The 25,301-nt window shown below is 69.9% G+C and carries 24 protein-coding genes; 20 read left to right on the top strand and 4 right to left on the bottom strand.

The window, feature by feature from the left end:
• Positions 1–58 precede the first annotated feature (58 nt).
• The 12 genes from ACQP17_RS14440 to ACQP17_RS14385 all read left to right on the top strand — a co-directional run bounded on the left by ACQP17_RS14440 (position 59) and on the right by ACQP17_RS14385 (position 12,170).
• Complete coding sequence (locus ACQP17_RS14440; protein WP_433856649.1) at positions 59–3,310, top strand: hypothetical protein; 3,252 nt, start codon at positions 59–61, stop codon at positions 3,308–3,310.
• Between the two features lie 2 nt (positions 3,311–3,312).
• Positions 3,313–4,743 (top strand): hypothetical protein, encoded by a 1,431-nt coding sequence (locus tag ACQP17_RS14435; protein ID WP_433856648.1) that lies wholly within the window; start codon positions 3,313–3,315, stop codon positions 4,741–4,743.
• Positions 4,744–4,813: 70 nt separating this feature from the next.
• Positions 4,814–5,887: a hypothetical protein gene (locus ACQP17_RS14430; protein WP_433856647.1), complete on the top strand. Its 1,074-nt coding sequence runs from the start codon at positions 4,814–4,816 to the stop codon at positions 5,885–5,887.
• 46 nt (positions 5,888–5,933) lie between these two features.
• Positions 5,934–6,341: a hypothetical protein gene (locus ACQP17_RS14425; protein ID WP_433856646.1), complete on the top strand. Its 408-nt coding sequence runs from the start codon at positions 5,934–5,936 to the stop codon at positions 6,339–6,341.
• 70 nt (positions 6,342–6,411) lie between these two features.
• Complete coding sequence (locus ACQP17_RS14420; RefSeq protein WP_433856645.1) at positions 6,412–7,131, top strand: hypothetical protein; 720 nt, start codon at positions 6,412–6,414, stop codon at positions 7,129–7,131.
• A gap of 199 nt (positions 7,132–7,330) precedes the next feature.
• Positions 7,331–9,445: a right-handed parallel beta-helix repeat-containing protein gene (locus ACQP17_RS14415; RefSeq protein ID WP_433856644.1), complete on the top strand. Its 2,115-nt coding sequence runs from the start codon at positions 7,331–7,333 to the stop codon at positions 9,443–9,445.
• 28 nt (positions 9,446–9,473) lie between these two features.
• Positions 9,474–9,974: a hypothetical protein gene (locus tag ACQP17_RS14410; protein WP_433856643.1), complete on the top strand. Its 501-nt coding sequence runs from the start codon at positions 9,474–9,476 to the stop codon at positions 9,972–9,974.
• 10 nt (positions 9,975–9,984) lie between these two features.
• Positions 9,985–10,278, top strand: a complete 294-nt coding sequence (locus tag ACQP17_RS14405) for a hypothetical protein (protein ID WP_433856642.1) — start codon at positions 9,985–9,987, stop codon at positions 10,276–10,278.
• Positions 10,275–11,219: a peptidoglycan-binding protein gene (locus ACQP17_RS14400; RefSeq protein WP_433856641.1), complete on the top strand. Its 945-nt coding sequence runs from the start codon at positions 10,275–10,277 to the stop codon at positions 11,217–11,219. Before ACQP17_RS14405 ends, ACQP17_RS14400 begins: the two co-directional genes overlap by 4 nt.
• Positions 11,220–11,260: 41 nt before the next feature.
• On the top strand, positions 11,261–11,512 hold the full coding sequence (locus ACQP17_RS14395; RefSeq protein WP_433856640.1) for a holin: 252 nt from the start codon (positions 11,261–11,263) through the stop codon (positions 11,510–11,512).
• Entirely contained in the window at positions 11,512–11,916 is a 405-nt protein-coding gene (locus ACQP17_RS14390; protein WP_433856639.1) for a hypothetical protein, read from the top strand. The genes ACQP17_RS14395 and ACQP17_RS14390 overlap by 1 nt, the downstream gene beginning before the upstream one ends.
• Positions 11,907–12,170 (top strand): hypothetical protein, encoded by a 264-nt coding sequence (locus tag ACQP17_RS14385; protein WP_433856638.1) that lies wholly within the window; start codon positions 11,907–11,909, stop codon positions 12,168–12,170. The genes ACQP17_RS14390 and ACQP17_RS14385 overlap by 10 nt, the downstream gene beginning before the upstream one ends.
• A gap of 245 nt (positions 12,171–12,415) precedes the next feature.
• On the opposite strand, the gene ACQP17_RS14380 is transcribed toward ACQP17_RS14385, so the two are convergent.
• The gene (locus tag ACQP17_RS14380) at positions 12,416–12,682 is read right to left on the bottom strand and encodes a hypothetical protein (protein WP_433856637.1); all 267 of its coding nucleotides are present in this window, start codon (positions 12,680–12,682) and stop codon (positions 12,416–12,418) included.
• 222 nt (positions 12,683–12,904) lie between these two features.
• On the opposite strand from ACQP17_RS14380, the gene ACQP17_RS14375 reads away from it, so the two are divergent.
• The 8 genes from ACQP17_RS14375 (at position 12,905) to ACQP17_RS14340 (ending at position 18,908) form a co-directional block, all read left to right on the top strand.
• Positions 12,905–14,164 (top strand): helix-turn-helix domain-containing protein, encoded by a 1,260-nt coding sequence (locus tag ACQP17_RS14375; protein ID WP_433856636.1) that lies wholly within the window; start codon positions 12,905–12,907, stop codon positions 14,162–14,164.
• 125 nt (positions 14,165–14,289) lie between these two features.
• On the top strand, positions 14,290–15,006 hold the full coding sequence (locus ACQP17_RS14370; protein WP_433856635.1) for a hypothetical protein: 717 nt from the start codon (positions 14,290–14,292) through the stop codon (positions 15,004–15,006).
• 159 nt (positions 15,007–15,165) lie between these two features.
• Positions 15,166–15,570 (top strand): ATP-binding protein, encoded by a 405-nt coding sequence (locus ACQP17_RS14365; RefSeq protein WP_433859909.1) that lies wholly within the window; start codon positions 15,166–15,168, stop codon positions 15,568–15,570.
• A gap of 200 nt (positions 15,571–15,770) precedes the next feature.
• On the top strand, positions 15,771–15,965 hold the full coding sequence (locus tag ACQP17_RS14360; protein ID WP_433856634.1) for a hypothetical protein: 195 nt from the start codon (positions 15,771–15,773) through the stop codon (positions 15,963–15,965).
• Positions 15,966–16,041: 76 nt separating this feature from the next.
• A complete protein-coding gene (locus ACQP17_RS14355; protein ID WP_433856633.1) occupies positions 16,042–17,151 on the top strand; it encodes a radical SAM protein in 1,110 nt (369 codons plus the stop codon).
• Positions 17,148–17,747, top strand: coding sequence for a dTMP kinase (gene tmk / locus ACQP17_RS14350; protein ID WP_433856632.1), 600 nt, complete (start codon positions 17,148–17,150; stop codon positions 17,745–17,747). The genes ACQP17_RS14355 and tmk overlap by 4 nt, the downstream gene beginning before the upstream one ends.
• A 10-nt stretch (positions 17,748–17,757) precedes the next feature.
• Positions 17,758–18,579, top strand: a complete 822-nt coding sequence (locus ACQP17_RS14345; protein WP_433856631.1) for an endonuclease/exonuclease/phosphatase — start codon at positions 17,758–17,760, stop codon at positions 18,577–18,579.
• A gap of 17 nt (positions 18,580–18,596) precedes the next feature.
• On the top strand, positions 18,597–18,908 hold the full coding sequence (locus ACQP17_RS14340; RefSeq protein ID WP_433856630.1) for a MazG-like family protein: 312 nt from the start codon (positions 18,597–18,599) through the stop codon (positions 18,906–18,908).
• A gap of 1,206 nt (positions 18,909–20,114) precedes the next feature.
• On the opposite strand, the gene ACQP17_RS14335 is transcribed toward ACQP17_RS14340, so the two are convergent.
• The 3 genes from ACQP17_RS14335 to ACQP17_RS14325 form a co-directional block, all read right to left on the bottom strand.
• Positions 20,115–20,834, bottom strand: coding sequence for a class I SAM-dependent methyltransferase (locus ACQP17_RS14335; RefSeq protein WP_433856629.1), 720 nt, complete (start codon positions 20,832–20,834; stop codon positions 20,115–20,117).
• 207 nt (positions 20,835–21,041) lie between these two features.
• Complete coding sequence (locus ACQP17_RS14330) at positions 21,042–22,211, bottom strand: glycosyltransferase (protein WP_433856628.1); 1,170 nt, start codon at positions 22,209–22,211, stop codon at positions 21,042–21,044.
• Positions 22,211–25,057: a bifunctional glycosyltransferase/CDP-glycerol:glycerophosphate glycerophosphotransferase gene (locus ACQP17_RS14325; RefSeq protein WP_433859908.1), complete on the bottom strand. Its 2,847-nt coding sequence runs from the start codon at positions 25,055–25,057 to the stop codon at positions 22,211–22,213. The genes ACQP17_RS14330 and ACQP17_RS14325 overlap by 1 nt, the downstream gene beginning before the upstream one ends.
• Positions 25,058–25,301 lie beyond the last annotated feature (244 nt).

The raw sequence follows: 25,301 nt of genomic DNA, 5'->3' as shown, positions 1-25,301 counted from the left end.
GGGGGCGTAGCCGCTGGTTTTGGGCCGGGCAACACCACACCCTTGTGGGGGTTGCCCGGTGGCCGGCAATGACGTCGATTACGGCTCGGCGCGGATCACGATCGTCCTCGATGACCGCGACGCGTCATCCGACTCGCGTCAGGTCGCCAACCGCATCCAGAACACCCTGGATCGCGGCACGCGCAACGTCGGCGCGCAGATCCGGCGGAACGTTCAGAGGGGCCTGAACGCCGCAGCCGTCACCGTCCGGGTAGAGCCGGACCTGCGCCGGTTCGACTCAGCCCTGCTGACTGGGCTGCGCCACCTCACCAGCATCAACATCCCGGTCGCACCGGACCTGACGGGCTTCGTCGAGCGGGTGCGGGCGGCGCTCGCCGGCGTCGAGATCCCGCTGCGGATCGTCCCGGACCTCGACGGCCTGGACGCGCGTATCCGCGCTCACCGGCCGCCGCCGATCCGCGTCGACACCGACGTCGACACCGACCGGCTGGGCCGGTCCCTGGGCAATCTCGGCGGCATCGCGGGCCGCGTCGGCGGGGCGCTGAGAAGCCTGCTGATGTTCGGCGCAGTCGGGATCGCTGCCGCATCTGCCGCCACGTCAGTCGGCGCGCTCGTCGCAGCGCTGGCACCCGCGGCTGGGATCGTCGCCGCCTTCCCCGCCGCGATCGCTGCAACGCAGGTCGCGCTCGGCACGCTGCGCCTGGCCGTGATGGGCGTCGGCGACGCCCTGAGCGCCGCGTTCGGTGACGACGCCGCGAAGTACCAGAAGGCCCTGGAGGGACTGGCCCCGGCCGCACAGAAGGCCGTCACGGCTGTACGGGCACTCGCCCCCGAGCTGAAAGCCGTCCAGCAGGCCGTACAGCAGGCGTTCTTCGCCCAGTTCGCCACCGAGATCAGCGGCGCGATCAAAAACCTCCTGCCGCTGCAATCCGGGCTGGAACGCGTCGCGACCGGATTCGGCAAGGCCGCCGCCGAAGGGCTCAAGTTCCTCCAGACCCGCGAGGCGCTGGCCTCCGCCCGCGCCATCATCAGCGGGACCTCGGACGCCGTCGCCGGACTCGCGCAGGGCGTACGCCCGCTCGCGGCGGGCTTCCTCAGCGTCGCCGCCGCCGTGTCGCAGGCATTCGGCACGCAGGTCGGCCAGTCCATCGGTAACGCCGCCGCCCAGCTCGGCGCGTTCCTCTCCCGCATCGCCGAGAGCGGGCAGGCCGTCGAGTGGGTGCGCACCGCACTGGGCGTCTTCCAGCAGCTCGGCGCGATCGCCTCCAACGTGGGCGGCATCATCTCCGCCGTCTTCCGCGCGGCCGGCGGCGCCGGGGGCGGACTGCTCGCCAACCTCCAGCAGATCACCGGCGCGTTCCGGGAGTTCGCCAACAGCGCGCAGGGCCAGGAGGCCATCGGGAACATCTTCCACACCGTCGCCACGATCGCCGCCCAACTCGGGCCGATCCTCGCGGCTGTCGTCACCCAGGTCGGTGCGATCGCCCCAGCACTGGCGCCGATCTTCACGGCGCTCGGCCCCGCCCTCACGGGACTGATCAACGCGCTCGGCCCGGCCCTGGCCGCGATCGCCCCGAGCCTCGCCACGGTCGCCCAGGCCCTCGCGCAGGCTTTCGCCGCGATCGGCCCCGCCCTCGGCCCGCTCGGCGCCGCCATCGGGTCGGTCGTCTCCGCGCTGGCTCCGATCCTCCCGCTCATCGGGCAACTCGTCGCGACCGTCGCCACGATGCTGGCGCCGGTCCTCCAGAACCTCGCGACGCTCTTCGCCCCGATCATCCAGGCGCTGGTCGGCGCCCTGATGCCCGTCCTGCCCCTGATCTCGCAGGCGTTCACGATGCTGGTCAAGGCCATGACGCCGCTCGCCACCGGCGTCGGCCAGGCCGTCGCGCAGCTCATCGGCGCACTCGCGCCAGTCCTGTCCACCCTCGCCGGTGTCCTGGTGCGCGTCGCCGCCGCCCTGGTCCCCGTCTACACCGCGTTCATCAACGCGCTGCTGCCGGCCCTGCCTCCGATCATCGCCGCGTTCAACGCGATCCTCCAGGCGCTCCTCCCGCTGCTGCCTCCGATCGCGCAGCTCGTCGAAGCGATCGCGCCGCTGCTGGTGATGGCCGTTCAGCTCCTCGGGCCGGTCCTCCAGATCGCCGCTGCGTTCGCCTCCTGGCTGACGCTCAACGCGGTCGTGCCTGTCATCCAAGCGGTCGTCTCGGTGCTGACGGGGCTGGTCTCCGGCCTGGCGTCGGCGCTCACGTTCATCACGCAGCTCCCGAGCATGATCATGACGGGGCTGTCGACGCTCGGAACGATGATCGCGACGTTTTTCACGAACCTCGTGACGACCATCGGCACGTGGATCAGCACCGCCTTCACGAGCGTGATCAACTTCTTCGTGGCGTTGCCGGGCCGGATCATGTCCGCGCTGGCCGCGATCCCCGGTCTCCTCGTCGACCTGTTCGTCAACGCCGTCGCGGCCCTGGGCATCGTGCTGCTCACCGCCTTGGCCGGGATCATCGCCCTGTTCACGGTGCTGCCCGGCAAGATCTTGTCGGCGCTGTCCTCGCTCGCCTCGACCATCGGGGGCGCGTTCTCGAGCGCCGCCTCGTGGGCGCGAGGCGTGATCTCCTCGTTCATCTCCTCGGCGTCCTCGTTCTTCGCGTCGCTGCCCGGGCGGATCGGCTCTGCTCTGGCCGCGCTGCCCGGGCAGATCGCCTCGCTGTTCCGGTCAGCCGGCTCGTCCGCCATGAGTGCGGCCCGCTCGTTCGGTTCGTCCGTCGCCTCGTTCTTCTCCAGCCTGCCCGGCCGGATCGTCTCCGGGCTCTCCTCGATCGGCTCGAAGATCGCAGGCGTGTTCAAGTCGGCGTACGGGTCGGCGAAGAGTGCGATCTCCTCGCTCATCTCGTCGATCGTCTCGCTGTTCTCCAGCCTCCCGGGGAGGCTCGTCTCCTCGCTGGGGAACATCGGCTCCCGCATCGTCAGCAAGATCAAGGGCGGGTTGCCGTCCGCCGTGCGGAATGTGCTGCCTTTCGCGGACGGCGGGATCGTCCGCTCCCCGGTGATGGGACTCGTCGGCGAGGCCGGACCCGAGGTCATCATCCCGCTCACGCGGCCGGCCCGCGCCCGCCAGCTCGCGGAGGAGTCCGGCCTCATCGACATGCTCGCCGCCGCAGGGGGCGGGAAGAGCAGCGGCGGCGGGGATAGGGCCGCCATGTCGGCCCTACCGGCGCCGGTGTTCCACATCTACGAGGCGGGTGACGCGCGGATGACCGCACACCGCGTCGCCTCCCGGCTCGCCACCGCGGCAGGAGTGATCTGACCATGGCCATGGACGGGTACCTGGCTCTCGGCGGTGTCGAGATCACCAACGAGGCGCGGCTGGAGACGTACCTGCGCACGGTCGGCTCACCGCTGGTCGACGTCGGCGCGTGCGGCTGCCCGACGTTCACCGCTGAGACGCTGGGCGATGAGCCGTACAGCACCCCGGAGGAGGACGGCGCCCCCTGGTACGACCCGGACGTGCCAGAGTCCGCCGACTTCGCCGGGTTCCGCGTCCTGTCGATCGAAGGGCTCGACGACTACCCGGTGCGGCGCACCACGACAAACGCCGTGACGGGCGGGGCGGCGCTCGGCCCGGGCCGCGTCATGCCGCGCACCATCACGATCACCGGCATCTTGCTCGGCGCGACGTGCTGCTCGGTCGAATACGGGCTGCACTGGCTGTCGGAGGCGATGACCGGCTGCACCGGCATGGTCTGTGACGGCGACTGCTTGACCCTGTTCAACTGCTGCCCAGGAGACGAGGAAGCGCCGGAGGTCTTCCGGGCGCGGCGCCAGCGCACGGTACGCCGCGTAGCCCTCACCCAAGGCCCCACAGTCACCGCCCGGCACGGCAATGGCTGCTCGTCCGGGGCCTGTTCGTCCGGCGCGGACGTCGTCACCGTCGAGATCGTGCTCACCGCGGGCACACCGTGGCTGTGGACGGACCCGACCCCGATCCTCGAAGTGCCGCTCCCGGACGACGACAGCGACACGTGCGTGACGTGGTGCGTGCACGGTCAGCCGCCGCTGCTTCGCTGCGTGGACGTCGTCGAGACCTGCACGGCCGGCGCCGTCTCCGCGCCGGTCGTCGACGACACCACCGCGTGCGACCTGCGGTGGCCCGTCGCCGAGTCGGTGACGGAGACCTGCGACGGCACATGCCGGTTCGCCCCCTGCGTCGACCCGATGAGCAGTTGCACGGACCCGCTGTGCGCCCCGCCCGTCCCGCCGACTCCCGCCGCCCTGGAGACCTGTTACTGCCTGCCCCTGGCGGTCGAGCGCGTCTGTTACGACATGGATCTCACCGACCGGCCCGGCTGGTCTCTCGACGTGCCGATGATCACGCTCCGGGCTGGGCGTGAAGACCTGCGGGGCGTGACGATCACTTTCTACGAGCGGCCCATCGGCGGGGCTGCCCTCGACTGCGACCAGGTCGCCGAGTTCGCCCGCTGCTACCCGCACTCGCAGTACCACGTCGCCTACGTCCCGGCCGGAGGTGCGGTGACGCTGGACGGGCAGACCGGCCGCTCCGTCGTCCAGTGCGGCGCCGACTGCGAGACCTCCCGCGACGTGTACGGGCTCGACGGGGCGCCCCCGACGTACGAGCCGTTCAACTGCGCGGACTACTGCGTGTGCATCGAGACGGACGTGATGAACCCGCCAGCGCCGAACGCCCTGCTGACGCTGGCTGTCTCCGGCCGGGGCTACTGACGGCCTCCGGCTACGCTGGCTGTCCGCTGCTGGTTGTGGGCCGGGCGCCTCTTGCTGCACGAGGAGCCTCATGGCCGTTGCGGGCTGCGGCACCCACACCGCGCTCATCACCGACCGGGACGGCGCGTCCGTCTCCCCGGTGCAGACCCTCACCGAGGTCGAGTGGACCCGCGTCCTCGACGACACCAGCACCGCGCGGATCGTCGTCAACCCGGACGGCGACTGCTGCGACCGGCTCGGCCAGGTGCGGGCCTGGCGGCACTGGCTCAACATCTGGCGCGGCCGTGACCCGGTCTGGTCCGGCCCGATCCTCCAAGCCGAATGGTCACGCGGGCAGATGGAGGTGTGGGCCGCCGACGTCCTCGCAGTCCTGGACCGTCGTGTGCCGCACGCCGACATCACCTTCGGCGACACCGATCTGGTGAACGTCGCCGATTGGCTGATCACCGACGGATTCGCGCCCGACGACCCGGGCCACAGCATCGAAGTGGTCGGCAAGACCGGAGTACGCGGCGGCCGGGAGTACCGGCGCAACATCGGGCAGACCGGCGACCACCTGCGCGACCTGGCGGAAAACGGCCTGGACTACACCGCGGTGGGCTCCCGCATCTTGCTGCTCCCCGAGACGTACCCGGTGACCGTCGGCCGGCTCACAGACGCCGACCTGCCAGAAGGGCTCATCGTCGCCGAGGACGGCACCGCGCTGGCGACACGATGGATCGTTGCCGGGAAGGAAGGCACCGACGGGGACAGCGACATCATCGGCGACGCCGGGGGACCGGATCCGTACTACGGGCTGGTGGAGCGGTACGTCGAGCAGACGACCATCTCGACCACCCTCGCGGCACGGTCGGCCGCAGCGTCCCGGCTGCGGGCTTCGCTGCCGGTGCCGGTGGTCGTCGACACCCAAGAGGTGTCCATCTCACCCGAGGCGGCCGTGCAGATCCCTACCCTGGTGCCCGGCTGGTGCCTGGACGTCACCACTCAGGTCACCTGCCGCCCCCTCTCCCAACGCCTCAAGATCACAGGCGTGAAGGTGACCGAGACCGGCGGCACGGACTCGACGCCGGGCAGCGAGAGCGTTCAGGTGCAAGTCGCCGTGACCGGCGCGGAGTCCGCGACCGGCGCGCTCGGGGTGGTGTGAGATGGCACTGCGCGGATCAGCGACGCGGCGCTCACTCGGAACACCGATGGTCAGCCTCCTGCGCGACATCGACCGCCGCACCCGCACAACGACCAGGCGGGCACGGCCGGCCAGCCCGCCGCAGCCCGCGAAAAGCGTCGACGCCGAGCCGGTGACGCCGCCCCCCGCACCAGCACCGCCCGCCGTGGCGGCCGTCGTCGAGACCGGCAAGGACGGGCGGGCGCGATGGACGTTCCCGGCCTCGTTCAGCCGTCCGCCTGCCCTGACCGCGCTGCCCGTCGACCCCCACCCCGCAGACGACACCAGCACGTTCGTGGCGACGCTGGAGACCGTCAGCGGGACGTACGCGGAGCTCCGGGTGTGGCGCACCCGCCCGCTGCCTGTCGTCGGCGGCATCGAACCCGCCGGCCCCGGCATCCGCCTGCACCTCACGGCGACGCCGACAACTGCCTGACGGGCTACCCTGCGGGTGTGCCGCTGGTTGTGGGCCGGGCCGCGCCAATCTCACCGCGTAGGAGATCGCCGTGGCCAGCGTGTGCGTATGCAGCGACTACTTCCAGGTCAACGACGACGGGGAACTGTGCCTCAAGCCGGGCACGATGGGCCTCCGGCAGACCCTGTTCTTCAAGGACCCCGGCACCTTCCAGTTCGAGAAGGCTGACTATCCCTGGCTGGCGCGGGTGCAGGTGCAGGTCCAAGCCGGCGGCGGCGGATCCGCCGGAGCGGACGCGGCAGCGAGCCAGGCCCTCGTCCGGGCTGGCGCGGCAGGTGGCGGCTGGTCCCAGTCGCTCATCGAGGTCGCGGCGCTCGGCGCGGTCGAGACGATCGTCGTCGGCGCGGGAGGCACCGCTGGAGGAAGCAACGGAGGGGGAGGCACGGGCGGCACCAGCAGCTTCGGCGGCTTCGCTGTGGCAGCAGGCGGCGACGGGTCGACGGCCGCGCAGTCGTCGGGGACGGCCTCCGACGCGGTGAGCGGAACCTCGGGCCCGTTCGCCGGGACTGGTCAGTACGCCAGCGGCGGCGGGGCGGGAGGCGGCGGCATCCGCCTGTCTGGCACGAACGGGCTCTCCGGCGGCGGCGGCGACAGTCGTCTCGGACTCGGCGGTTTCGCCCGCGCATCCGAAGGGGTGGGCACCGCACCGCGCGGATACGGCGGCGGTGCGGGCGGCGCACTGTCGTACGGCAACGACTACAACGGCATTGACGGCGGCTCCGGCCTCGTCATCGTCGAGCTGTACGGCTGACCTGTCCGGGACACGTCGCCGGACAGTGTCCGCGCAGGCCGGATGCGGTGCGGCCCATGCGCATGACCCGGTATCCGGACATGTCCGCGCGCTGTCCCGGACAGTCGCCCGATGCCGCCTGGTGGCCTCCGCCCCGGCGTAGACTCATCAAGCGCTGCTGGTTGTGGGCCGGGCCGAGAACACCCCGCGAGAGGTGGACATGGCCCGCTGCGGATGCACCGGCGACACAGCGACGACCATCGTCGTCACCGAAGACTCGGAGTGCATCGCCCATTCCGGCAACGGGACCGTAACCAGCCCGCTGTCGGCCTTCCCGATCATCGAATCCAGCACAGACAACCTCGTCGAGTGCCTGGAAGGCGGGCTGTTCGTCTCCAACCGCGGCGTGTGGACGCCGCAGGACTTCGGGCCGACCGGCACCACCGATGACGCCCCGGTCCTCCAGGCCGCGCTGTCGGCCGCGCGGGACGCCGGCGGTGGCACGGTCTACGTCCCGCCCGGCGTCTACCGGCTGGCGAGCCTGCCGCTGCGCATCTACGCGCGGACCCGCCTGACCCTCGCCCCCGGCGCGATCCTGCGCCGAGCCGCCGACGGCACGATGCTCCTCAACGGCGACAGCGGCCAGGTGATGCCGGGTTACACCGGCCACGGCGACATCATCATTGAGGGCGGGCAGTGGGACAGCAACGCGAGCTCGTACCCGACCTCGGCGATGTGCATGTCCTTCGGGCACGCCACCAACCTGCTCATCCGTGACACGACGATCAAGGATGTCGCGGGCTACCACGGCATCGAGATCAACGCCATCAAGACGTGCGTGATCAGCAACGTCCACGGTCTCGGCTACAAGGACCCGGGCGACCGGGATTTCAGCGAGTTCATCCAAGCGGACCTGGCGAAGGGCGTCGCCTATTTCGGCGGTTTCGGGCCGTACGACGACACCCCGGTCCTCGACCTGCTGGTCACGGGCTGCTCCACCGGGCCGAGCGGCACACCGGGCACGACGGCCTGGCCGCGCGGCGTCGGGTCGCACTCCGCGTCGCCGAGCCGGCCGCACCGGGACATCCGCATCAACTCCTGCCGCTTCGATAGCTGCTCGCAGTGGGCCATCGGCGCCTACACGTGGGAGTCCGTCGTCATCTCGGACATTCAGATGCGGTCGTGCGGTGGCGGCATCTGGGTCCGGACCCTCGACTCTTCGACGACCAGCCACCGGACGCCTGCCGGCGGGACTTCCCCGACCATCACCGGCTCCCAGCCGCTCGCGGGCATCGTCGTCGACGACGTCACGATGTACGGCGGCGGCGGGTACGGGAGCGCGCTGGAGCTCGTAGGTGAGGACACCGGCTTCGTCCAGGACGTCGCCGTGGGCCGCGTCGTGACCCGGGGGACTGCCGGAAGCGCGGTCCGCATGGTCTCCGTCGAGGACTACCGGCTGCACAGCGTCATCGCGCACACGACCGGCGCGACCGCCATCAGCACGCTCGGCACACGGCGCGGCCAGATCGACGACTGCCACGTCAACGACACCGCGGGCGCGGGCATCACCGTCGACTCCCGCAGCACCGCGGCGGCCTCGGCGACCGACGTCACCGTGGGCCGCTGCTCGGTGACCGGCGCGGCAGCCAACGGCATCCATGTGTGGGCGGGCGTGGACATCCTCATTGACGCCTGCGAGGTGTACGCCCTCACCGGCTATGGCGTGCAGGTCTCCACCAACACGGACCGGATCACCGTGCGGGATACCCGCAGCCGGGCCACGACGCTGACGCCGATCAACTTCACCAGCACGGTCACGAACGCGGCCCGCTACGGCAACTCCAGCGACGCGCCTGCCTCCTCCACGACGACCGGCACCGCGGCCAACAGCACGACCGAGACGGTCGTCGCGAGCTGGCTCATCCCGGCCGGCGACGCCCTGCCCGGCACCGCGTACCGGTTCGCCGCGCACGGCCAGGCGTCGACGACCGCCACGCCGACGCTGACGATCCGCGTCCGCCTCGGTGGAGTCGGCGGCACCGTCGTAGCCGCGTTCGCAGCCGTCACCACCGGCACGGCGATCGCCAACCGCGGCTGGGAGGTGAACGGCGTACTCCACGCCATCGCGCCCGGCTCGTCCGGCACCTGGTCCGGCGGGGCGCAGCTCTGGCACCGCCTGGCCAGCACCACCGGCGCGACGGCGCAGGACGTGACCGACGGGGCGATCACGCGGGACAGCACAGTCGACCAGGCGCTCGTCATCACCGCCCAGTGGTCCGCCGCCTCCGCCTCCAACACGGCGCAGGGCCTTGCCGCCAGCCTGCTCCGGACCTGACAACCGTCACCGCAGAAAGGAAGCCCACGTGACAACCTCGACGCCCGCCACCAAGGCGCAGGTGTGTTCGCTGAAGCGTGACACCTCGCAGCTCATCCAGCCGGGCACGACTTACCAGATCGTCAGGTTTCCGTTCGGCTCGCTGGAGTCGTCGGACTCCTACGAGATGCACCAGATGGCGACAAGCGGCTACACGATCACCACGTGGGACTCCGATGACCGGTCCGGCCTGATCTGGCCTGCCCGGTCGGGCTGGGGCCACCTGTACGCGATGGTCCAGTGGGAGAGCGGCGAATACACCGAGCTCCGGGACCAGTTCGTGCGTGACCCGCTCGGCTTCGGCTCCGATCCGGAGAACACCACGGCGACCGACCACCGGCCCCCGTCTCCCGGCGTGCAGTGCTTCACCAAGAGCCACGGCGTTTTCGTCGACCCGGCCGTACCCCTCGCGCTGCGTGTGACGCACAACGACAAGGTGCCCCGGAACATCGCCCTGGCCGAACTCAAGCTCGTCATCTATGACGCCTAGGAGAGCCGCGATGGACCCTCAACCACCCACCGTGGGACGCGTGGTGAGCTACGTCTCGCACGGCACCCCACCACGTGAGGACGGAAGCCAGGCCCACCCGTCGAAGACGCGGGCCGCCATCATCACCGCGGTGCACGGCACCGCCGAGCCGGGCCCCGAAGATCCGGCCGGCCAACTCCGATGGGAGGTCGGTCTCGCCGTGTTCAACCCGAGCGGGATCTTCTTCGACCAGCACGTGATGCAGGACGAGTCGGGCACCGCACCGGGCACCTGGCACTGGCCGGTGTGGGTGATGGCGGCATGAGGCTCGTCGAGCGCGCGGCATGGGGCGCGCCGGCCACGTCCCCCGCGGCATACCTGCCCTCGGCGCGCGGGGTGAAGGTGCACTACCTCGGCAGCGCCTACTCCTCGCGGGCGCATTCGCTGTGCGACGACTACGTGCGGAAGATCCGCGCCGAGCATCTGGCCAACGCCAAAGAGAACTACGTCGACATCGCGTACAACGCTGTCGTGTGCGAGCACGGCTACGTGTACGAGGGCCGTGGCCTGCACAAGCGGACCGGCGCGAACGGCAACGCCGAGCTGAACGGTCGGGACTACGCGGTGTGCGCGCTCCTCGGATCGAGCGGGTTCACCGAGCCGCCCGACGCGATGCTGGCCGGCCTGCGGGACGCCATCGAATGGTTCCGCGCCAACGGCGCCGCAGGCGACTGGGTCGGCGGGCACAAGGACGGCTACGCCACGGCGTGCCCGGGAGCTCCGCTCTACGCCTGGGTGAAGGCCGGTGCGCCACGCCCCGGCGGAACCGGCGGCGGCAGCGACGGTGAGGACCAGTACACGGTGCGGGCCGGGGACACCCTGTCCGGGATCGCCCGCCGCCTCGATCTGGACTGGCGGGAACTGGCGAAGGTCAACGGGCTCAGCGAGCCGTACACGGTCTACGTCGGGCAGGAGCTCGATCTGCCCGAGTCCGGCGGCGGCACGCAGGCGCCGCCGTATCCGGGCCGGTCCGCGTTCGTCCTCGGCCGCCGCCACCAGGCGGTGACCGATCTGGACCGGCAGCTCGTACGTCTCGGCTTCACCCGGCACCACGACGGCAACGGCTACCAGCCCGGACCGCTGTTCACCGCCTACACCCGGCGGAACATCGCCGACTTCCAGCGCTCCCGGCCGGAGCTGTCCAACGACCCCGACGGATACCCGGGGCCGGTCACGTGGGAGCTGGCCCACACGCTCCGCAGATGACCGACGCGGGCTCATGAAGCTACCGAGGCAGGAGAGTTGTAATGCCCACTAGCACCGCACCGGTCGAGGTGAAGGTGAAGGCGGCGACCGCCGCTGCCACCGTCCTCGCCGTGATCGTGACCGTCCTCAATGCCGTGGTGGCCGACTCGGCGCTGCTCGGCTCGCTGCCCGGGTGGCTGCAAGCCGTCATCACCCTTGTGACGCTGCCCCTGGCCACGTTCTACGCGGGCTGGAAGGCGCGGCATACCCCGCAGGTGCCGGAGGCCGTCCCACCCGCCGACGGGGCGGTGTAGTGCGCAGGTTGGGGCGCCGTGGCGCGTTCCTCGTCACCCTCGGAGCGTCCTGGGCCGGCTACGGATACAGCATCGCTTCCGATCCCCGGTACGGCACCGCGCGGGGCTTGTCGGACGTCACGAAGTACGTGCCGCTGGAAGCCCTCGGCTGGGGCTGGGTCGCCTGCGGCGCCCTGGCTGTGGTCGCCGCACTGGCCGGCGTGCGGTGGCAGCCGTTCGGGTTCGCCGCGATCGGGGTGCCCGCAGGGCTGTGGGGCGCAGCGTTCACCGTGACGTGGGCCAGCGGCGGCTACCCCTCGGCGTGGGGTTCGGCCGCCGCCTGGTGCGGCTTCGCGCTGAGCATCGTGTGGGTGTCGGGCATGCAGGAGTGCCCGCACAGTGAAGGAGTGAAGCGATGGATGTAGGGGCGCTTGCTGCCGCCATAGTGGGCCTGTTCGTCGGGTTGCTGGGCTTCTCGCAGAACCGGGCCAGCAACCGGCGGGACGACTTCACGGTGATCGCTGAACGGCTCGACCGGGAGCTGACCACCGAGCGGCTACAGCGGCGGATGCTCACCAGCTACGTGATGGATCTGCTGCGTTGGGGCCGCCGGATCGCACCTTCGGATGACCCGGTCCCCGACCCGCCCGCCGATCTTGACCTCAGTCCGTGGGCATGACCCCGCCACCCTGATCCGGGTGCCCCGCTCCACGGCTCCGGGAGCGGGGCACCCTCAGGTGCCGACTATGGGGGATCGGTGCCGCTGCGGAAAATTCGGCGATGTGCATGCATGCACGCCAGTTGTTGAGGGAGACTGGGCGCAACGCTGGTCGACGCCCCCCCCGCGAGGCCGGCGAAGCCGCATCCCCCTGCGGCGTGAGAGCCCGGCCGTGCACCCCCCCGCACGGCCGGGCTCGCCCAGTTTCAGGCCGCTGGTACGCAGGTAGAGCGCTTATCGTGGCTCAGGTCCATACAGATCGCTGCTGGTCTGCTGGCGCAAGGCGTCTCGCCCACGGAACCCGGGTGAGGCGCCTTCGCTCTGCTCGCACGGTCGGCGTCGTTCCACAGGACGAGCAGGCGTGCATACTCGCCGTCGCTCCGCTCGGCACCGGGGATGGACATCAGCAGCCGGATGCGCCGGTTGATGTCGTCGCGCTGTTCGGCAGCAATCAGCGCGTTCGGGGAGGTCACGGTCAAAGCGTAGGGCCGCCCACTGACACCGCGGCGGCCCCATCGAGTACAGGTCCGCTCAGGCGGGGGCGAGTTGGCAGGCGCCGGCCTGCTCGGTGAACTGGGCGGCAGAGATGAGCCGTGAAGATGCGCCACAGAAGGCCGTAAACGCGAACTACGCCCCGCAAGCGGGGCGCAGATCGGAGTACCGTTCCGAGTGTCGAGTTCAGAACGGAGACCAGTATGCCTCAAGCATCTTCCGGCTTGGCGGACAATCTCAGGGCGCATCGGCGCGCCGCCGGGCTTAATCAGGAACAGCTTGCCGACAGGGCGAGGCTGTCCACCTCAGTCATTCGCAAGCTCGAACAGGGCGGCGCTGCACGAGTTGAGACGCTGCACCAGATCGCGGCAGCGCTTGAGATCCCCACTTCCGCCCTCTTCGCGGCGGACACTCCGACCCCAGTCGTCGGGGACGAGTCGAACCGGCAAATGCTCGCACCGTTGAGGAAGGCCCTCATGCCCCCCGTAGGGATCAGCGACTACATCACAGACCCGGGAGACGCAGGCAACGAGATTTTCGATCCCAGCGCCATCATGCGCCGCGTCGAGGACGGCCTGGCGCTCCATGCGGCCGACCGGTACGACTCCGTCGCTCGGATCCTCCCGCCGCTCCTCACCGACGCGGAAGCGGCCGTTGCGGCGGCCGAGAGCGACGAGGCCCGCACCGAGGCGGTCACGGTGCGGTCCCGGGCGCTGCTGCTGTCCGGGAAGTTCCTCACTCAGGTGCGCCAGTACGACATGGCGTACCACTCCCTGTCGGAAGGCATCCGCCTCGCACGGGAGGTCGGTAACCGCGGCGGCGCGACCGCTGGCGTCATCGGTATGTGCTGGCTCCTCCTGCGGCAGGATCGGTTCGATGAAGCCGAGCGACTGGCGTCGGTCACAGCGGATGAGGTCGAGCCGCGCATGTCCTCGGCGACGCCGGGTGAGCTGGCAGCCTGGGGCGAGTTGGCGCTGCGCATCGCGTCGGCGGCGATCCGGAACAACCGGCCGGATGAGGCGCAGGAAGGCCGGCGCATGGCGGCGACGGCTGCGGGTGCGCTCGGCCAGGAGTATCAGGACAACGTGACCCACTGGGCGCGCTTCGGGCCAGCGACCATCGAACTCAAGTCAGTTGAAGACCTCGCCCTCGCCGACGACTCCCGTGGCGTTCTCCGCCGGGCAGACGACGGCGTGTTGAGCTCCAAGTCGATGCGGAGGACCGGCAAGCCGACCGCAACCAACTGGAACCGCCACCGCCTCGACGTCGCGCAGGCATACGTCCGCGTCGGCTCGACGCAAGACGCCCTTGATGAACTCCTGGGTATTCGGCGGAGGTCGCCGCACTGGATCACGCATCAGCCGATGGCTCGATACGTGATGACCGATCTGTTGAAGACGCGGAAGCGGACCTTGACGAAGGACATGCGGGACATGGCCGCTCACCTGGCCGTTCAGGCGTAGCTACCACGGAGCGTGGCAGTTCCGATGCCGTGGGTTCTGAACTGCCACGCTCCGCGCATGGATTGACACCCGGTGTCTTCGTACGGTCCTGGAATCATCCGAGACCTACGCCGGGGACTGAAACCATGCGTAGAACTACCGAAGATCTCGCCCGGCGTCGCATTCTGGCCGACGCGTCCGCCACCGCGAACACTCCGGTGACCGGGTCTGCCGCACTGTCGGCGGCGCGGGGTGCTCACGAGTTGTACGACGCCTCACCGAACGCGGTATCGCCCCAGACGCGCCTCTACTTGGGCGGCGAGCTCGCGATGGCGGTTGATGATCCAGGCTCGCGCGTCACCATCCACACTCGCGCGGACATGGACCAGGCGGCGGCGGAATGGCTGGCCGCGGCGGCGTCGAGCGCGGCGCAGGTCGTCGGGGAGTGGAAGGCGCAGGGCGTCGCCTGGCTGAGGACGGGGACGCTGTTCTCGACGGTGACGCTGAATGCCGAGCTGGTGCACGCTGCCGTCGGCAGCGACGAACCCGAGTGCGTCGCCGACTGCCTGGAGCACGTCCTCGAAGGGACTCCGGTGTTCTTCACGCCGGGCGGCGTCGACACGTACACGGCGCTCCTGACGCCGCATGCGGTCAGGGCGTGGAGGGTGCCGGACACGGTCGCGGCCGGCCAGGGTCACCAGGTGCCGGTGCCTTTCCCGGCCGGTGAGCCCGACAGCGATGCCGCCCGGTGGGTCGTGCCGATGGCCGGGCCGGGCCTGCTCGGCTCCCCGGCGCTGCTGGCGGCGCTAGTGGCCTTGGGCCGCCTCCAGCTCTCTCGTAAGGGGGACGCCGCCCATGAATGAGGCGAGCAACCGGCTTTCGTTGGGTACAACTAGGTCACTGGAGTCCGGGCGGGCATGGCCGGAAGCACGTGACTTCCTCGCGCGAGACGGCGACCCGCAGAAGTGGAACGCCGGGCCGCGTCGGGCGTTCCTCGACCTCGGAGGAACGGCGTGACCACGATGACCGAGCCATCAGCAACGGGCGTCCCGGCGTACAGCGAGTCGATGGTCCGGGAGCGGGAATCGGCGAAGTCGGCGCGGAGGCTGGTGTCTTCGGCGCTGCGGGTGTGGGACCTGGAAGACCTTGAGGACGCGGCTTGGGTGGTGGTGAGCGAGCTCGTCTCGAACACCGTCAAGCATGCGCGGCTGGACGTGATCCGGGTGGTCGTGTCGCGGGTCGGCCCCCAGCGCGTGCGGATTGCGGTCACCGACCGTTCCCACGACCTGCCGGCCATGCGCCACCCGGGGACGAACGACGTCAACGGCCGGGGGCTGGCGATAGTCGCCGCGATGTCCGAGAAGTGGGGCGTCGATCCGCTGCGTTGGGGGAAGCGCGTGTGGGCCGAGCTGGACGTCAGTTCGTGACGCCGCGCCGCGCCCAGGTCGCGTACATCCTGTCGGTGCTCGTCGTGATGGCCGCCGTCGGCTACGGCATCGCGACGAAGTGAAGGCTCCCCTTCGCCGATCCAGTCAGGTGTCGGCGCAGGGTGAAGACGGCCCCGGGCCTGCAACCGCCCCCCGTCGGAGGCAGGCCCGGGGTCACCCCCGTACAGGAGAGAGAGGGAATGGCCCGGCGAGAGTGGACGACCGGCGAGTGCTGGCTGTACTGCGAGCGCTCCGGCGTCCTGGTGCTGTATGTCGGCCCGCTCCAGGAAGACGGACAGCACGCGCCGATCTTCGCGTGCGAGGACTGCCTGAACCGGCTGCGCGGCAAAGCGCGCCGGTACATCGATGCGCGGGACCAGGCTCCCGCCCGCTGAGCCCCGGCCCCCGGTCGTGCTGCGAGACGGCGGCCGACCGGTAGCCGGTTTCCACCCGAGTTCTACGGAGGCAGGCATGACTGCACGACCGATCATCACTGGCGAACAGGCCGCGTCCTGTTACTTCCGCACGACCGTCGACCATCCCCACCGCAAGGCTCTGATCCAGGTGTGCGAGCCGTGCAACGAAAAGTGCGCGCACTGCTTCGTATCCGCGACGAAACGCGGCGAGTACATGCCCCTCGACGGCGTCCGGGAACGGCTGATCCCGCAGCTCGCCGAGGCCCGGGTGAACCGTGTGACGCTCACCGGCGGGGAGCCGTTCATGCATCCCGACCTGCTCCAGATCACGGCCGACTTCCGTGCGGCCGGCATGGGCGTCGGGTTGTGCACCAACGCAACGATGGTCAGCGACGAGCAGATCCGTGAACTCGCCGCGCTCGACGCCCACATGAACGTCAGCCTGGACGGGTTCTCTGCCGACTCGCACGGGAAGTTCCGGGGCCGGCCCGAAGGCTTCGACGAGACCGTGGAGACGGTGAAGCGGTTCGCGAAGGCGGGCATTCTCCAGGGGCTGCTGTGCACGCCGAACAACCTCGCAGAGGACGAGGAGTACGCCGAGCTGTGCGCGTTCGCCCGGGACCAGGGCGCGAAGTACGTACTGATGAACCCGCTCGGCGAAATGGGCCGAGGCGCGAACTCGTCGCGGAAGCTGCGCCGCCCGGACGATCACATGCGGCACATTCGCGACCTGACGATGCCGTTCGTCGACGATGGCGTGGACATGGTCCACATTCGGTTCCCGAACGACGGCAAGCCGCTTTCCGGGTGTGAGGCGGGGACGATCATCTACGTCTTCACCAAGGGCGAGGTCGCAGTCTGCCCCTACCTGGCGTTCGCCGCCCGCACGAAGGTCAGCCAGCACCCGGACACGGACTTCCTCGTCGGGAACGTGTGGGAAGACGACGACGTGGCCGCGCGACTCGACGCCTACGGCCGGTTCAGCGACCGGTGGGATCTCGGCGGGAACGACACGTGCGGCGGCTGCTCCATGTCGAGCCGCTGCGGGAAGGGCTGCCCCGCGGCCGTCGTCGCCGCCGGTCACCGCATCGGGGCCGTCGACAGCGAACAGTGTCCCGTCGTGCCGCACCAGTCCCGCGCGCTTCCCGTGGTGGGTGTCTCGTGACCGGGTTGTTCGTGACGATCGACGGACCGGGCGGCGTCGGCAAGTCCACCGTGACGGCCGCCATCGTCGCCGAGTTGCGCGCCGCCGGCGTGGCGGTGCACGCCACGCGGGAGCCCAGCGACACCGCACTGGGGCAGCTCGCCCGGCAGGGCACCGACGACTACCGCGGCATGACGATGGCCTGTCTGATCGCGGCCGACCGGTACCAGCACGTAGAAGATGAGATCCGGCCTGCGGTGGCGCGCGGCGACATCGTCGTGTGTGACCGCTACGTCGCCTCCTCGCTGGTGTTACAGGTGATGGACGGCGTCGGCCGTGACCTGGTCTGGGAACTCAACAGGCACGCCGACATGCCCGACCTGGCCGTCATCGTCAACGCTCACGCCGACGTGATCGAGAAGCGTTTGACCGAGCGGGGCGCGCACAGCCGCTACGAGCGGGAGCCCGACAGCAGCCTGCGGGAATGCGCGGCGTTCCGCGAAGCGGCTAGGTTCCTCATGGCTGCCGGCGTGCACGTCGTCCAGTTCGACGCGACCACCGAAGGGCCGGAAAGGATCGCTCGCGACATCGTCGCGGAGATCAGGAACCGTGAATGAGGTGCAGCTCATGACCAGCCAGGCCAGCACGCTCGATGTGCTGACGTTCAACCTGAACAATCCGTCCAGGGAACGCGCCGAGCGCCAGCTCGCGTACCTCGCGGCGCGGCCCGAGCAGGTGCTCGTACTGACCGAGACGGTCGACAGCGCTGGCTGCGCCTTCCTGGCCTCCCAGTTCGGTGACGCCGGGTACGCGGTCACCTTTCCCCGGCCGGAGCGCGGCGAGCGCGGCGCGATGATCGTGAGCCGCCTGCCGACCCAGCAGGGGCCGGCCTCCGTCGGGTACCTGCCGCACCGCGCGGTGTCGGTGACCGTCGCGACCGATGAAGGCCCGCTCGACATCACCGGCCTGTACGTGCCCTCTCGGGACGCGTCGGAAGCGAAGATCACGCGGAAGCGGACGTTCCTCGAACGCTGCCGCACGGGTCTGCCGCGCGGTGACGCCGGGTTGGGGCTGGTGCTCGGCGACTTCAACGTACTGGAGCCTGAGCACCGGCCCGCCTACCGGTTCTTCCAGCAGTTCGAGTACGGGTTCTACGAATGGCTGGGAGAGGCCGGGTATCGCGACGCGTTCCGCGCGCTGCACCCGGACGCCGCTGAATACTCGTGGGTGGGCCGGACCGGCGACGGCTATCGCTACGATCACGTGCACGCCTCGGCCAGCCTGGCGGCCGAGCTGCGCTCCTGCTCCTACGTCCACGAACCGCGTACGGGTACGGACCGGCTCACCGACCACTCCGCGCTCACCATTTCGCTCGCTCTGCACCCTGCGAGGACGCTGCCGGTGACCGACCCCACTGAGGCCGCCGAACTGGTACCGGCGCTGTTCTGACCCTCCGGAGGACTGTGATGGAAGAGACCTGGAAGACCGTCGAGCGCCTGCGCGAGTGGCTGGATGCGGAGAGCCCGCTCGCGCCGGACGCGACGCGGATCATGCGTGTGTTGAAGATCACTGAGGAGGCCGGGGAGGTCGCCGAGGCGATGCACGGGATGCTCGGCTCGAACCCGAGGAAGGGCAAGAGCCATACCGAGGAGGACGTCCGCAAAGAGCTGTGCGACGTGATCCTGACGAGCATGGTCGCGCTGGCCTCGTTCACGCCGGACGCTGCCGGCGTCTTCGACGAGCGGCTACGGCACATCGCTGACCGCTCGTTGGGGTAGCTCGGACGGGTGACCCCTACGGCATATGCCTGGCGCCGGGTACGCCAGAGGGAGTAGTTTCACCGTACAGTTGATCATCTAGACTCCGTCGTCCCTTCGGGGAAGCACGACGGGTCGCGGTTCTGGCCATGCTCCGCAGGCACCCAGGCCGCGTTGGGGAGCCCGGCGCCATCAGGTGTCGGGCTTCTCGCGTGTCCTGGGGCGGTGCGCACGCGGTGCACCAACTGGTGCACCATGTACGGCTGGTGCGGGAAGATCCGGGCTAGGGCGGGGCAGGGCGGGCCGATTCGCCGAGGTCAGAGCATCGTCGCAGGTCAGAGGGTGCGGCGGGTCCGTTTCAAGTCCGGCTCCGGGCACCACCCAAAAGGCGATTTTGGGTGAAGCGTCAACGAATCGCAAATTGCTGTACGCCTTCCCCTCGGATCACGGGAAGCGGCCCGGGTATCGCGGGCCACGGCACGCGGGTTCGCGTTCGCGGGGGCGGACACCGGGCACGCCGTAGGGCAGTTGCTCCGGGCCGCCGCAATGCGCCCGGGACTCCCGCACGTTGCGCCGGACGCCGCTCACCGCTGCCCGGCCCGCACGGGGGCGCGGGCACTGTGTGAGAGGGCCTCAGAAGTTCTTCCGTTCGCTTCGGCGCGGGAGTTGACGGGGCATCGGGGCAGTTGAGGCCCGTCCGCGCGGGTTCCGCCCCGCCCCCTTGCCGCCGGCCGCCGTACGCGGTTGTCGGGGTGTCCGGCTGCCCCCTCCGTCCGTACGAGGGCAGGCCGGACGGGCGGCGGGCGATGCCGCCGGTGAGGGAATCCGGGAGGCCGCGGGGACCGGTCCGCGGCAGGCGCGGCCCGGGTCCGTCCGGTGGCCCGTACAGGGGTTTCCGCTATTTCCGGGCGTCGCGGATTCGTGCCCTTTCAGCGGCACCGGCCGTGGCATGTGCGGGGCGGCAAAGGCAAATGCCTTGTGATGCCGTCCCGGGATGCCGATCTTCCTTCTGCGGCACGTGTGTTTGATACTCGCGCCTTCGTCTTGCCGGGCCCCGCGCGCACTCACTTCGACGGACGGCGGCCGGCATTCCTGGCCGCTTCCGAATTCCGTGCACGGGGAATGCGCGCCGGGTGCGGGCATGCCGGGGCACCCCGAGGTCCTCTCGGGGGACCCGGAGTCGGGAGCGGGGGCCGGGAGCAGGCGGCGTGCGGCCCGGCGGGAGGGTCAGGCGGTGGCCGCCGGGGCGGGGGCGGTCCCCGGCGCGGGGGCCTGCAGCGTGTGGACCTGCGCGGGCGGGAGGTTGCCCCACACCGTGGAGCGGTGGACGCCGTAGCGGTGCTCGAAGTCCTCCATGACGGCGGTGACCGCACGATGGCGGGCGACCTCCGCGCGGCGGCTGAAGAGGGTGCGGGCGGCCTCGGTGCCGAGGTAGCGGAAGTACGTCAGATGCCCGCCCGGGGCGAGCGCGGAGAGGTAGCGCTCGAAGATCGACTGCACCACGTCCGGCTCGAAGTTCGCGAACGGCAGGCAGGAGACGATGATGTCGTAGCTGTGCGGGGCCAGCCGCATGTCCGTGATCGACTCGGGCACCAGCCGGATCTGCGGAGCGGCCCCGGCCAGATCCGGGTCCCGGTCCATGGACTCGGTGAGCAGCCGCACGAAGCTGGGGTTGATCTCGACCACGTCCAGCTGGTCCGCGGGTCCGACGAGCCGGGCCAGGGCGCGGGTGACCGTGCCGGTGCCGGCGCCGACCTCCAATATCGCGGCCGGGCGGCTGAGCTTGCGCTCCCGGAGGGGGACCGCGAGCCGGGAGGCCAGCCGACGGCTGCTGGGCGCGATCGCTCCGGTGAGGCGCTGGGTGCGGGTCGCCTCCTGGAGGAACGCCAATCCTGCGGACGGGCGCCAGGGCGCACCTGTCCGGTGCGTGGTCTGCGTCAGATCCATGCGCACACGCTAGGGGCCGGATCAATTCCGGCCAATGGTCGGACCACGGCGCGGGAGGGCCGCTGACCGGGGCCGGAGGGTCCCTCCGGCGCGGCCGTGGCCCCCGATACCGCGGAATCAGCGGCTCCGGAGCGGCGCGGAGGGCCCGGAGCGAGAGGGGTCACCCGTCGGGGCGCGTGACCTCTCTCACACCGAAAGCGGTCCGGTTCAGCGCTCCACGAGCGCGAACAGGCTCTCCCAGCGGCCGACGATCTCCTCGGTGGAGAACCGCTGGATGTTCTCCCGGGCCGCCACGCCCATCGTGTCCCGCAGGTCCTTGTCGGACATCAGGGTGTCCAGGTGCCGGGCGAATTCGGTGATGTTGCCCGGAGGGGCGAGCAGCCCGTCGACGCCGTCCGAGATGATCTCGTGGACGCCCGGCGCCACATCGAAGGCCACGCACGGGACGGCGGTCGCCATCGCCTCCATGGGGGCCAGCGGGAAGCCCTCGCCGCGCGAGCTGAGCGCGAACACCGCGCTCTCCCGCAGCGCTCCGGGCACATCGGCGGTCCGGCCCATCCACTCGACCGAGTCCACGACGCCCAGCTCCGCGGCCTGCTTGCGCAGGGCGTCCGCCTCCTCGCCGGAGCCGTAGATCCGCAGCGTCCAGTCCGGATGCTGCGGTGCGACCCTCGCCCAGGCCTCCAGCAGCAGGTCCACGCCCTTCTCCTCGTGGAGCCGGCCGATGCTGACCACGCACTTGCGGGAGCGGTCCGAGGGGACCTCGGGGAAGAACGGCAGCGGGTTGGGCATGAAGCCGACGTTGTCCATGCGCTGCCGGATCCAGCGGTCGGCGTCCTCGCGGGTGAGCGTCAGCATCCGGTCGACATCCCCGTAAAACCGCTTGACCCGGCCGAAGCGGGACGACTTGCGGCAGGTGTCGAACGACTCGTGGCTCATCCCGATCACCGTCAGTCCCGCGGTGTCGGCCAGCGCGACCCACTCCATCGCCCACACCTGGGTGACGATCACCACCCCGTCCGGCTCCGCCGCCCGGAACAGCGCGCTCATCTTGGCGGCCTGCTCGTGCATACCGGCCTCACGGGCGGTCCGGCGGCGCTGCTCGACGAGGTTGAGCTTGTCCTTCAGGCCGCGCACGGGACGGACCTGGGGCGGGTGCTCGGTGTAGAGCGTGGTCGTGCGGAACGGGACGTCGGGGGCGAGTTCATGGGCCCGGCCCTCGGGGGCCGGCACCACACCGATCAGGTGCACCCGGTGGCCGCGCTCGCTGAACAGGCGGGCCATCTGGTGCGACCAGCTGGTGATGCCGCCCATCTCGTTGACGCTGTTGGAGACGAAGAAGATGTCCCGCGGTGCGGCTGCGTTCGACTTGGTCATCAACGGCTCCACTGCGCGAAAAACTGATCGACGATGCTCTTGGCGGCGTCGCCCCGGTCGTATTCGCCGAACTTGGCGACGAATTCCTGGCGGCTCTTCGCGTATTCGAGAGCCTGCGACTCGAACGACTTGATTGCCTTGTGGAAATCGTCCTCGGTGCGGACCACCGGGCCCGGTGCGTGCTCCAGCAGATCGAAGTAGGTGCCGCGGCCCTCGTGCACGTACTCGTCGTAGTCGTAGGTGAAGAACACCAGCGGCCGGTCGAGCAGCGCGTAGTCGAACATCACCGAGGAATAGTCCGTGATCAGACCGTCGGCCAGCTCCAGCAGGGGCGTCACGTCGTGGTGCGCGGAGACGTCGATGACCCGGCCCTCGACGGTCGGCGGCAGCACCACGTGATTGAGGTAGTGCGAGCGCACCAGGAGGACATAGCGGTCGCCGAACCGGTCGGCGAAACGCTCGATGTCAAAGGGCAATTCGAAGCGTCCGTGCCGGCCGCCCGCCTTGCGGAAGGTCGGTGCGTACAGCAGCACGGTCCGGTCCTCGGGAATTTTCAACTCCGCTGCCAGCGGTCCGCGCTCACGCCGCCCCAGCCGCACTTCCCGCTCCCGGGCGCGGACCAGGGCGTCATTGCGCGGGTAGCCCACCCGCAGCAGGGTCTTCTCCTTGAGCCGGAAGGCCTTGGCCAGGGTGTGCACATCGTGCTCGGAGCGGATCAGGAAGCGGTCGAAGCGGTCCAGCGACTGCTGCTGCTCGGCCTGCTGCTGCCGGGTCTGCGCCTTCAGCGACGGCTGGTCGAAGCCCATGTTCTTCAGCGCCGAGCCGTGCCAGGTCTGGAGGTAGGTGGTCTCCGGGCGCTTGGTGAGCTTGAGCGGGTAGCTCTGGTTGTCGACCCAGAACTCCGCCTGCGCCAGCGCCTTGAGATAGGGCAGCGACCAGCGCTTGACGAGGGTGGCGTCCTTGGGGAAGTCCTTGGGGGACCCGGCGTACGACCAGATCGCCTCGAAGTCCAGGCCCTGCCGGCGCATCTCCTCGTACAGGGCACGCGGGCTGTCGCTGTACTGCTTGCCCAGGTGGCTCTCGAAGACCACCGTGCGCTTCTTGACCGGCAGCCGGCTGAAGACCTCGTGGTAGGCGCGCAGCTTGTTGTCGCCGGAGGTGACCTTCTGCCGCAGCGCCTTCGCCTTGCGGTAGCCGGTCTTGGCCAGCGTCCCGGGCCTGCCCCGCACCCCGCGGGTGATCAGCTCCTGCACCCGCTCGGCGTTACGGCTCTCGCTGACCAGGCGGAACGCCAGATGCCCCTTGGCCGAGACATGCGGCTGGAGGTGGTCGGCGACCATCCGCGTCAGCCGCGGCCGGACCGGCAGCCCGGCGGACAGCTCGGTGTCGGCGACGGTCAGCCGGGTGGTGGTGCGCTCCCCGTTCACGTCCAGGCGCAGCCGCACGTCCCAGATGGTGTCGACGATGCCCAGCGGGCGCAGCTTCGCGGTGAGGTCGGCGGCGGCCTCCCAGTGGACGGTGTCGCCCTCGTGGCGCAGCACCCGCACGGGGAAGTGGAAGGACTGCAGACTGCGCCGGCGGGCGCTGAACTCCAGCTGGCCCGTCAGGGTCGCGTCCGGCGGGATGACGCCGAGCGGGTTGGTGATCTGCCCGGTCAGGGTGACGGAGCGGCCCGAGGAGCGGAAGCGGGTGAGCTGGTTGCGCAGGAACAGCCGGCCGACGGACTTCTCGTGGTAGCCGAGGTCGGTCACGTCCAGCACGCCGCGGCCGAACGGATCGTCGAAATGGCCGTCGCACCAGTAGATCCGGCCGTCGTGCTCGGCGAGCGGGGAGGAGACCTTGTCGCGGTTGATGAGCGTGTCGACCGCGGGGATCAGGTGCTCCCAGTCACCCTGCTGGAGCAGATACGCGCAGATGGCCTGTATCGGCTGCACCCGCTCGTACGCCTCGGGGGCGATGCCCTGGAGATATCCGCGGGAGAGCTCGGCGAACTCCTGGCGGTAGGCGTCGTCACGGAACGGCAGATCCCGCAGATGCAGTACCAGGTCGTGCTTGAGGAATTTCACGTCCTTGGCGAGCTTCATCTCGCGCAGTCCGCGCTCCGCCAGCAGCGCGTCGATACGCCGGTGGATCTCCAGCCGGTGCGTGTAGTTGGTCATTTCGTGCCGCCGGTTCGTCACCGACTTCACGGCGGCCTGCTCATGGACGTGCCAGAAGTAGACCTGATTGGGAATCAAGGTGATGCGCCGCGCCGCAAGATAGGCGTCGGCGATAAACATCAGGTCCTCGTAGAACATCCCCTTGGGGAATCGCAGATCGTTTTCGATCAGAAATTCCCGGCGATAACACTTGTTGGTGGACAGGGTGTCCCATACGAAAAGGTCCGGCAATTCCGTGACGGATTCCAGTGTGCGGGTCGTGGAATAAAGCCAGGAATACCACTCGTCGCGCTTCTGGTTGCGGGTGTCCTTGTGCAGTCGCACGCACAGGCCGGAGACGATGTCCGAGTCGGTTTTCTCGGCGGCCTCCAGCATGTTCCGGCACGCGTTGACCTCCAGGACGTCGTCGCTGTCCAGGAACATGACGTACCGGCCCCGGGTGTGCTGGATTCCGGCGTTGCGCGGCTCGCCCCCGGCGCCGCTGTTCTCCGGCAGCTGGAAGGCTCTGACCCGGCCGGGATGGCCGGCCGCGAGATGCTGCGCCACTTCGAAAGAACGGTCGGTGCTGCAGTCGTCGACGATCACCACCTCGACGTCCCGGAGCGTCTGGTCCAGCACGGACTGGACCGCGGTCGGCAACCGGTCGGCGTCGTTGTAGACGATGACGACTACTGAGACGTCAGGCACAGGCACCTCAACCCTCTTTCGCTACAGTTTCCCGCCAGAATAGCCCCATCTGTACCCTTGTAAGGCGACCCATAGCGACCTCGGTGCTACGGATCGTGAGCCATGGGGCCCTCGGGAAGGGGCGCTCCGGCGTTCGGATCTTGACCATGTGTCAGCCCTGCGGATCCACCCACCAGGGCGTGCTCCGGCCGGCAGGGAAGACGGGCCCTCCCGCGAAAGGGTTGCCTGCCGCGTCATGTGACGT

It is taken from the genome of Streptomyces kronopolitis (genome assembly GCF_050953795.1).
GTDB lineage: Bacteria > Actinomycetota > Actinomycetes > Streptomycetales > Streptomycetaceae > Streptomyces > Streptomyces kronopolitis_A.
This window is presented reverse-complemented; position numbering and strand designations above follow the sequence as displayed.

Bases quoted from the DNA above. Each gene is read 5' to 3' on its own strand.
- ACQP17_RS14435 (WP_433856648.1), top strand. From the start codon at position 3,313: ATGGCCATGGACGGGTACCTGGCTCTCGGCGGTGTCGAGATCACCAAC.
- ACQP17_RS14430 (WP_433856647.1), top strand. From the start codon at position 4,814: ATGGCCGTTGCGGGCTGCGGCACCCACACCGCGCTCATCACCGACCGG.
- ACQP17_RS14425 (WP_433856646.1), top strand. From the start codon at position 5,934: ATGGTCAGCCTCCTGCGCGACATCGACCGCCGCACCCGCACAACGACC.
- ACQP17_RS14415 (WP_433856644.1), top strand. From the start codon at position 7,331: ATGGCCCGCTGCGGATGCACCGGCGACACAGCGACGACCATCGTCGTC.
- ACQP17_RS14405 (WP_433856642.1), top strand. From the start codon at position 9,985: ATGGACCCTCAACCACCCACCGTGGGACGCGTGGTGAGCTACGTCTCG.
- ACQP17_RS14400 (WP_433856641.1), top strand. From the start codon at position 10,275: ATGAGGCTCGTCGAGCGCGCGGCATGGGGCGCGCCGGCCACGTCCCCC.
- ACQP17_RS14395 (WP_433856640.1), top strand. From the start codon at position 11,261: ATGCCCACTAGCACCGCACCGGTCGAGGTGAAGGTGAAGGCGGCGACC.
- ACQP17_RS14385 (WP_433856638.1), top strand. From the start codon at position 11,907: ATGGATGTAGGGGCGCTTGCTGCCGCCATAGTGGGCCTGTTCGTCGGG.
- ACQP17_RS14375 (WP_433856636.1), top strand. From the start codon at position 12,905: ATGCCTCAAGCATCTTCCGGCTTGGCGGACAATCTCAGGGCGCATCGG.
- ACQP17_RS14370 (WP_433856635.1), top strand. From the start codon at position 14,290: ATGCGTAGAACTACCGAAGATCTCGCCCGGCGTCGCATTCTGGCCGAC.
- ACQP17_RS14365 (WP_433859909.1), top strand. From the start codon at position 15,166: ATGACCGAGCCATCAGCAACGGGCGTCCCGGCGTACAGCGAGTCGATG.
- ACQP17_RS14360 (WP_433856634.1), top strand. From the start codon at position 15,771: ATGGCCCGGCGAGAGTGGACGACCGGCGAGTGCTGGCTGTACTGCGAG.
- ACQP17_RS14355 (WP_433856633.1), top strand. From the start codon at position 16,042: ATGACTGCACGACCGATCATCACTGGCGAACAGGCCGCGTCCTGTTAC.
- ACQP17_RS14345 (WP_433856631.1), top strand. From the start codon at position 17,758: ATGACCAGCCAGGCCAGCACGCTCGATGTGCTGACGTTCAACCTGAAC.
- ACQP17_RS14340 (WP_433856630.1), top strand. From the start codon at position 18,597: ATGGAAGAGACCTGGAAGACCGTCGAGCGCCTGCGCGAGTGGCTGGAT.
- ACQP17_RS14335 (WP_433856629.1), bottom strand. From the start codon at position 20,834: ATGGATCTGACGCAGACCACGCACCGGACAGGTGCGCCCTGGCGCCCG.
- ACQP17_RS14330 (WP_433856628.1), bottom strand. From the start codon at position 22,211: ATGACCAAGTCGAACGCAGCCGCACCGCGGGACATCTTCTTCGTCTCC.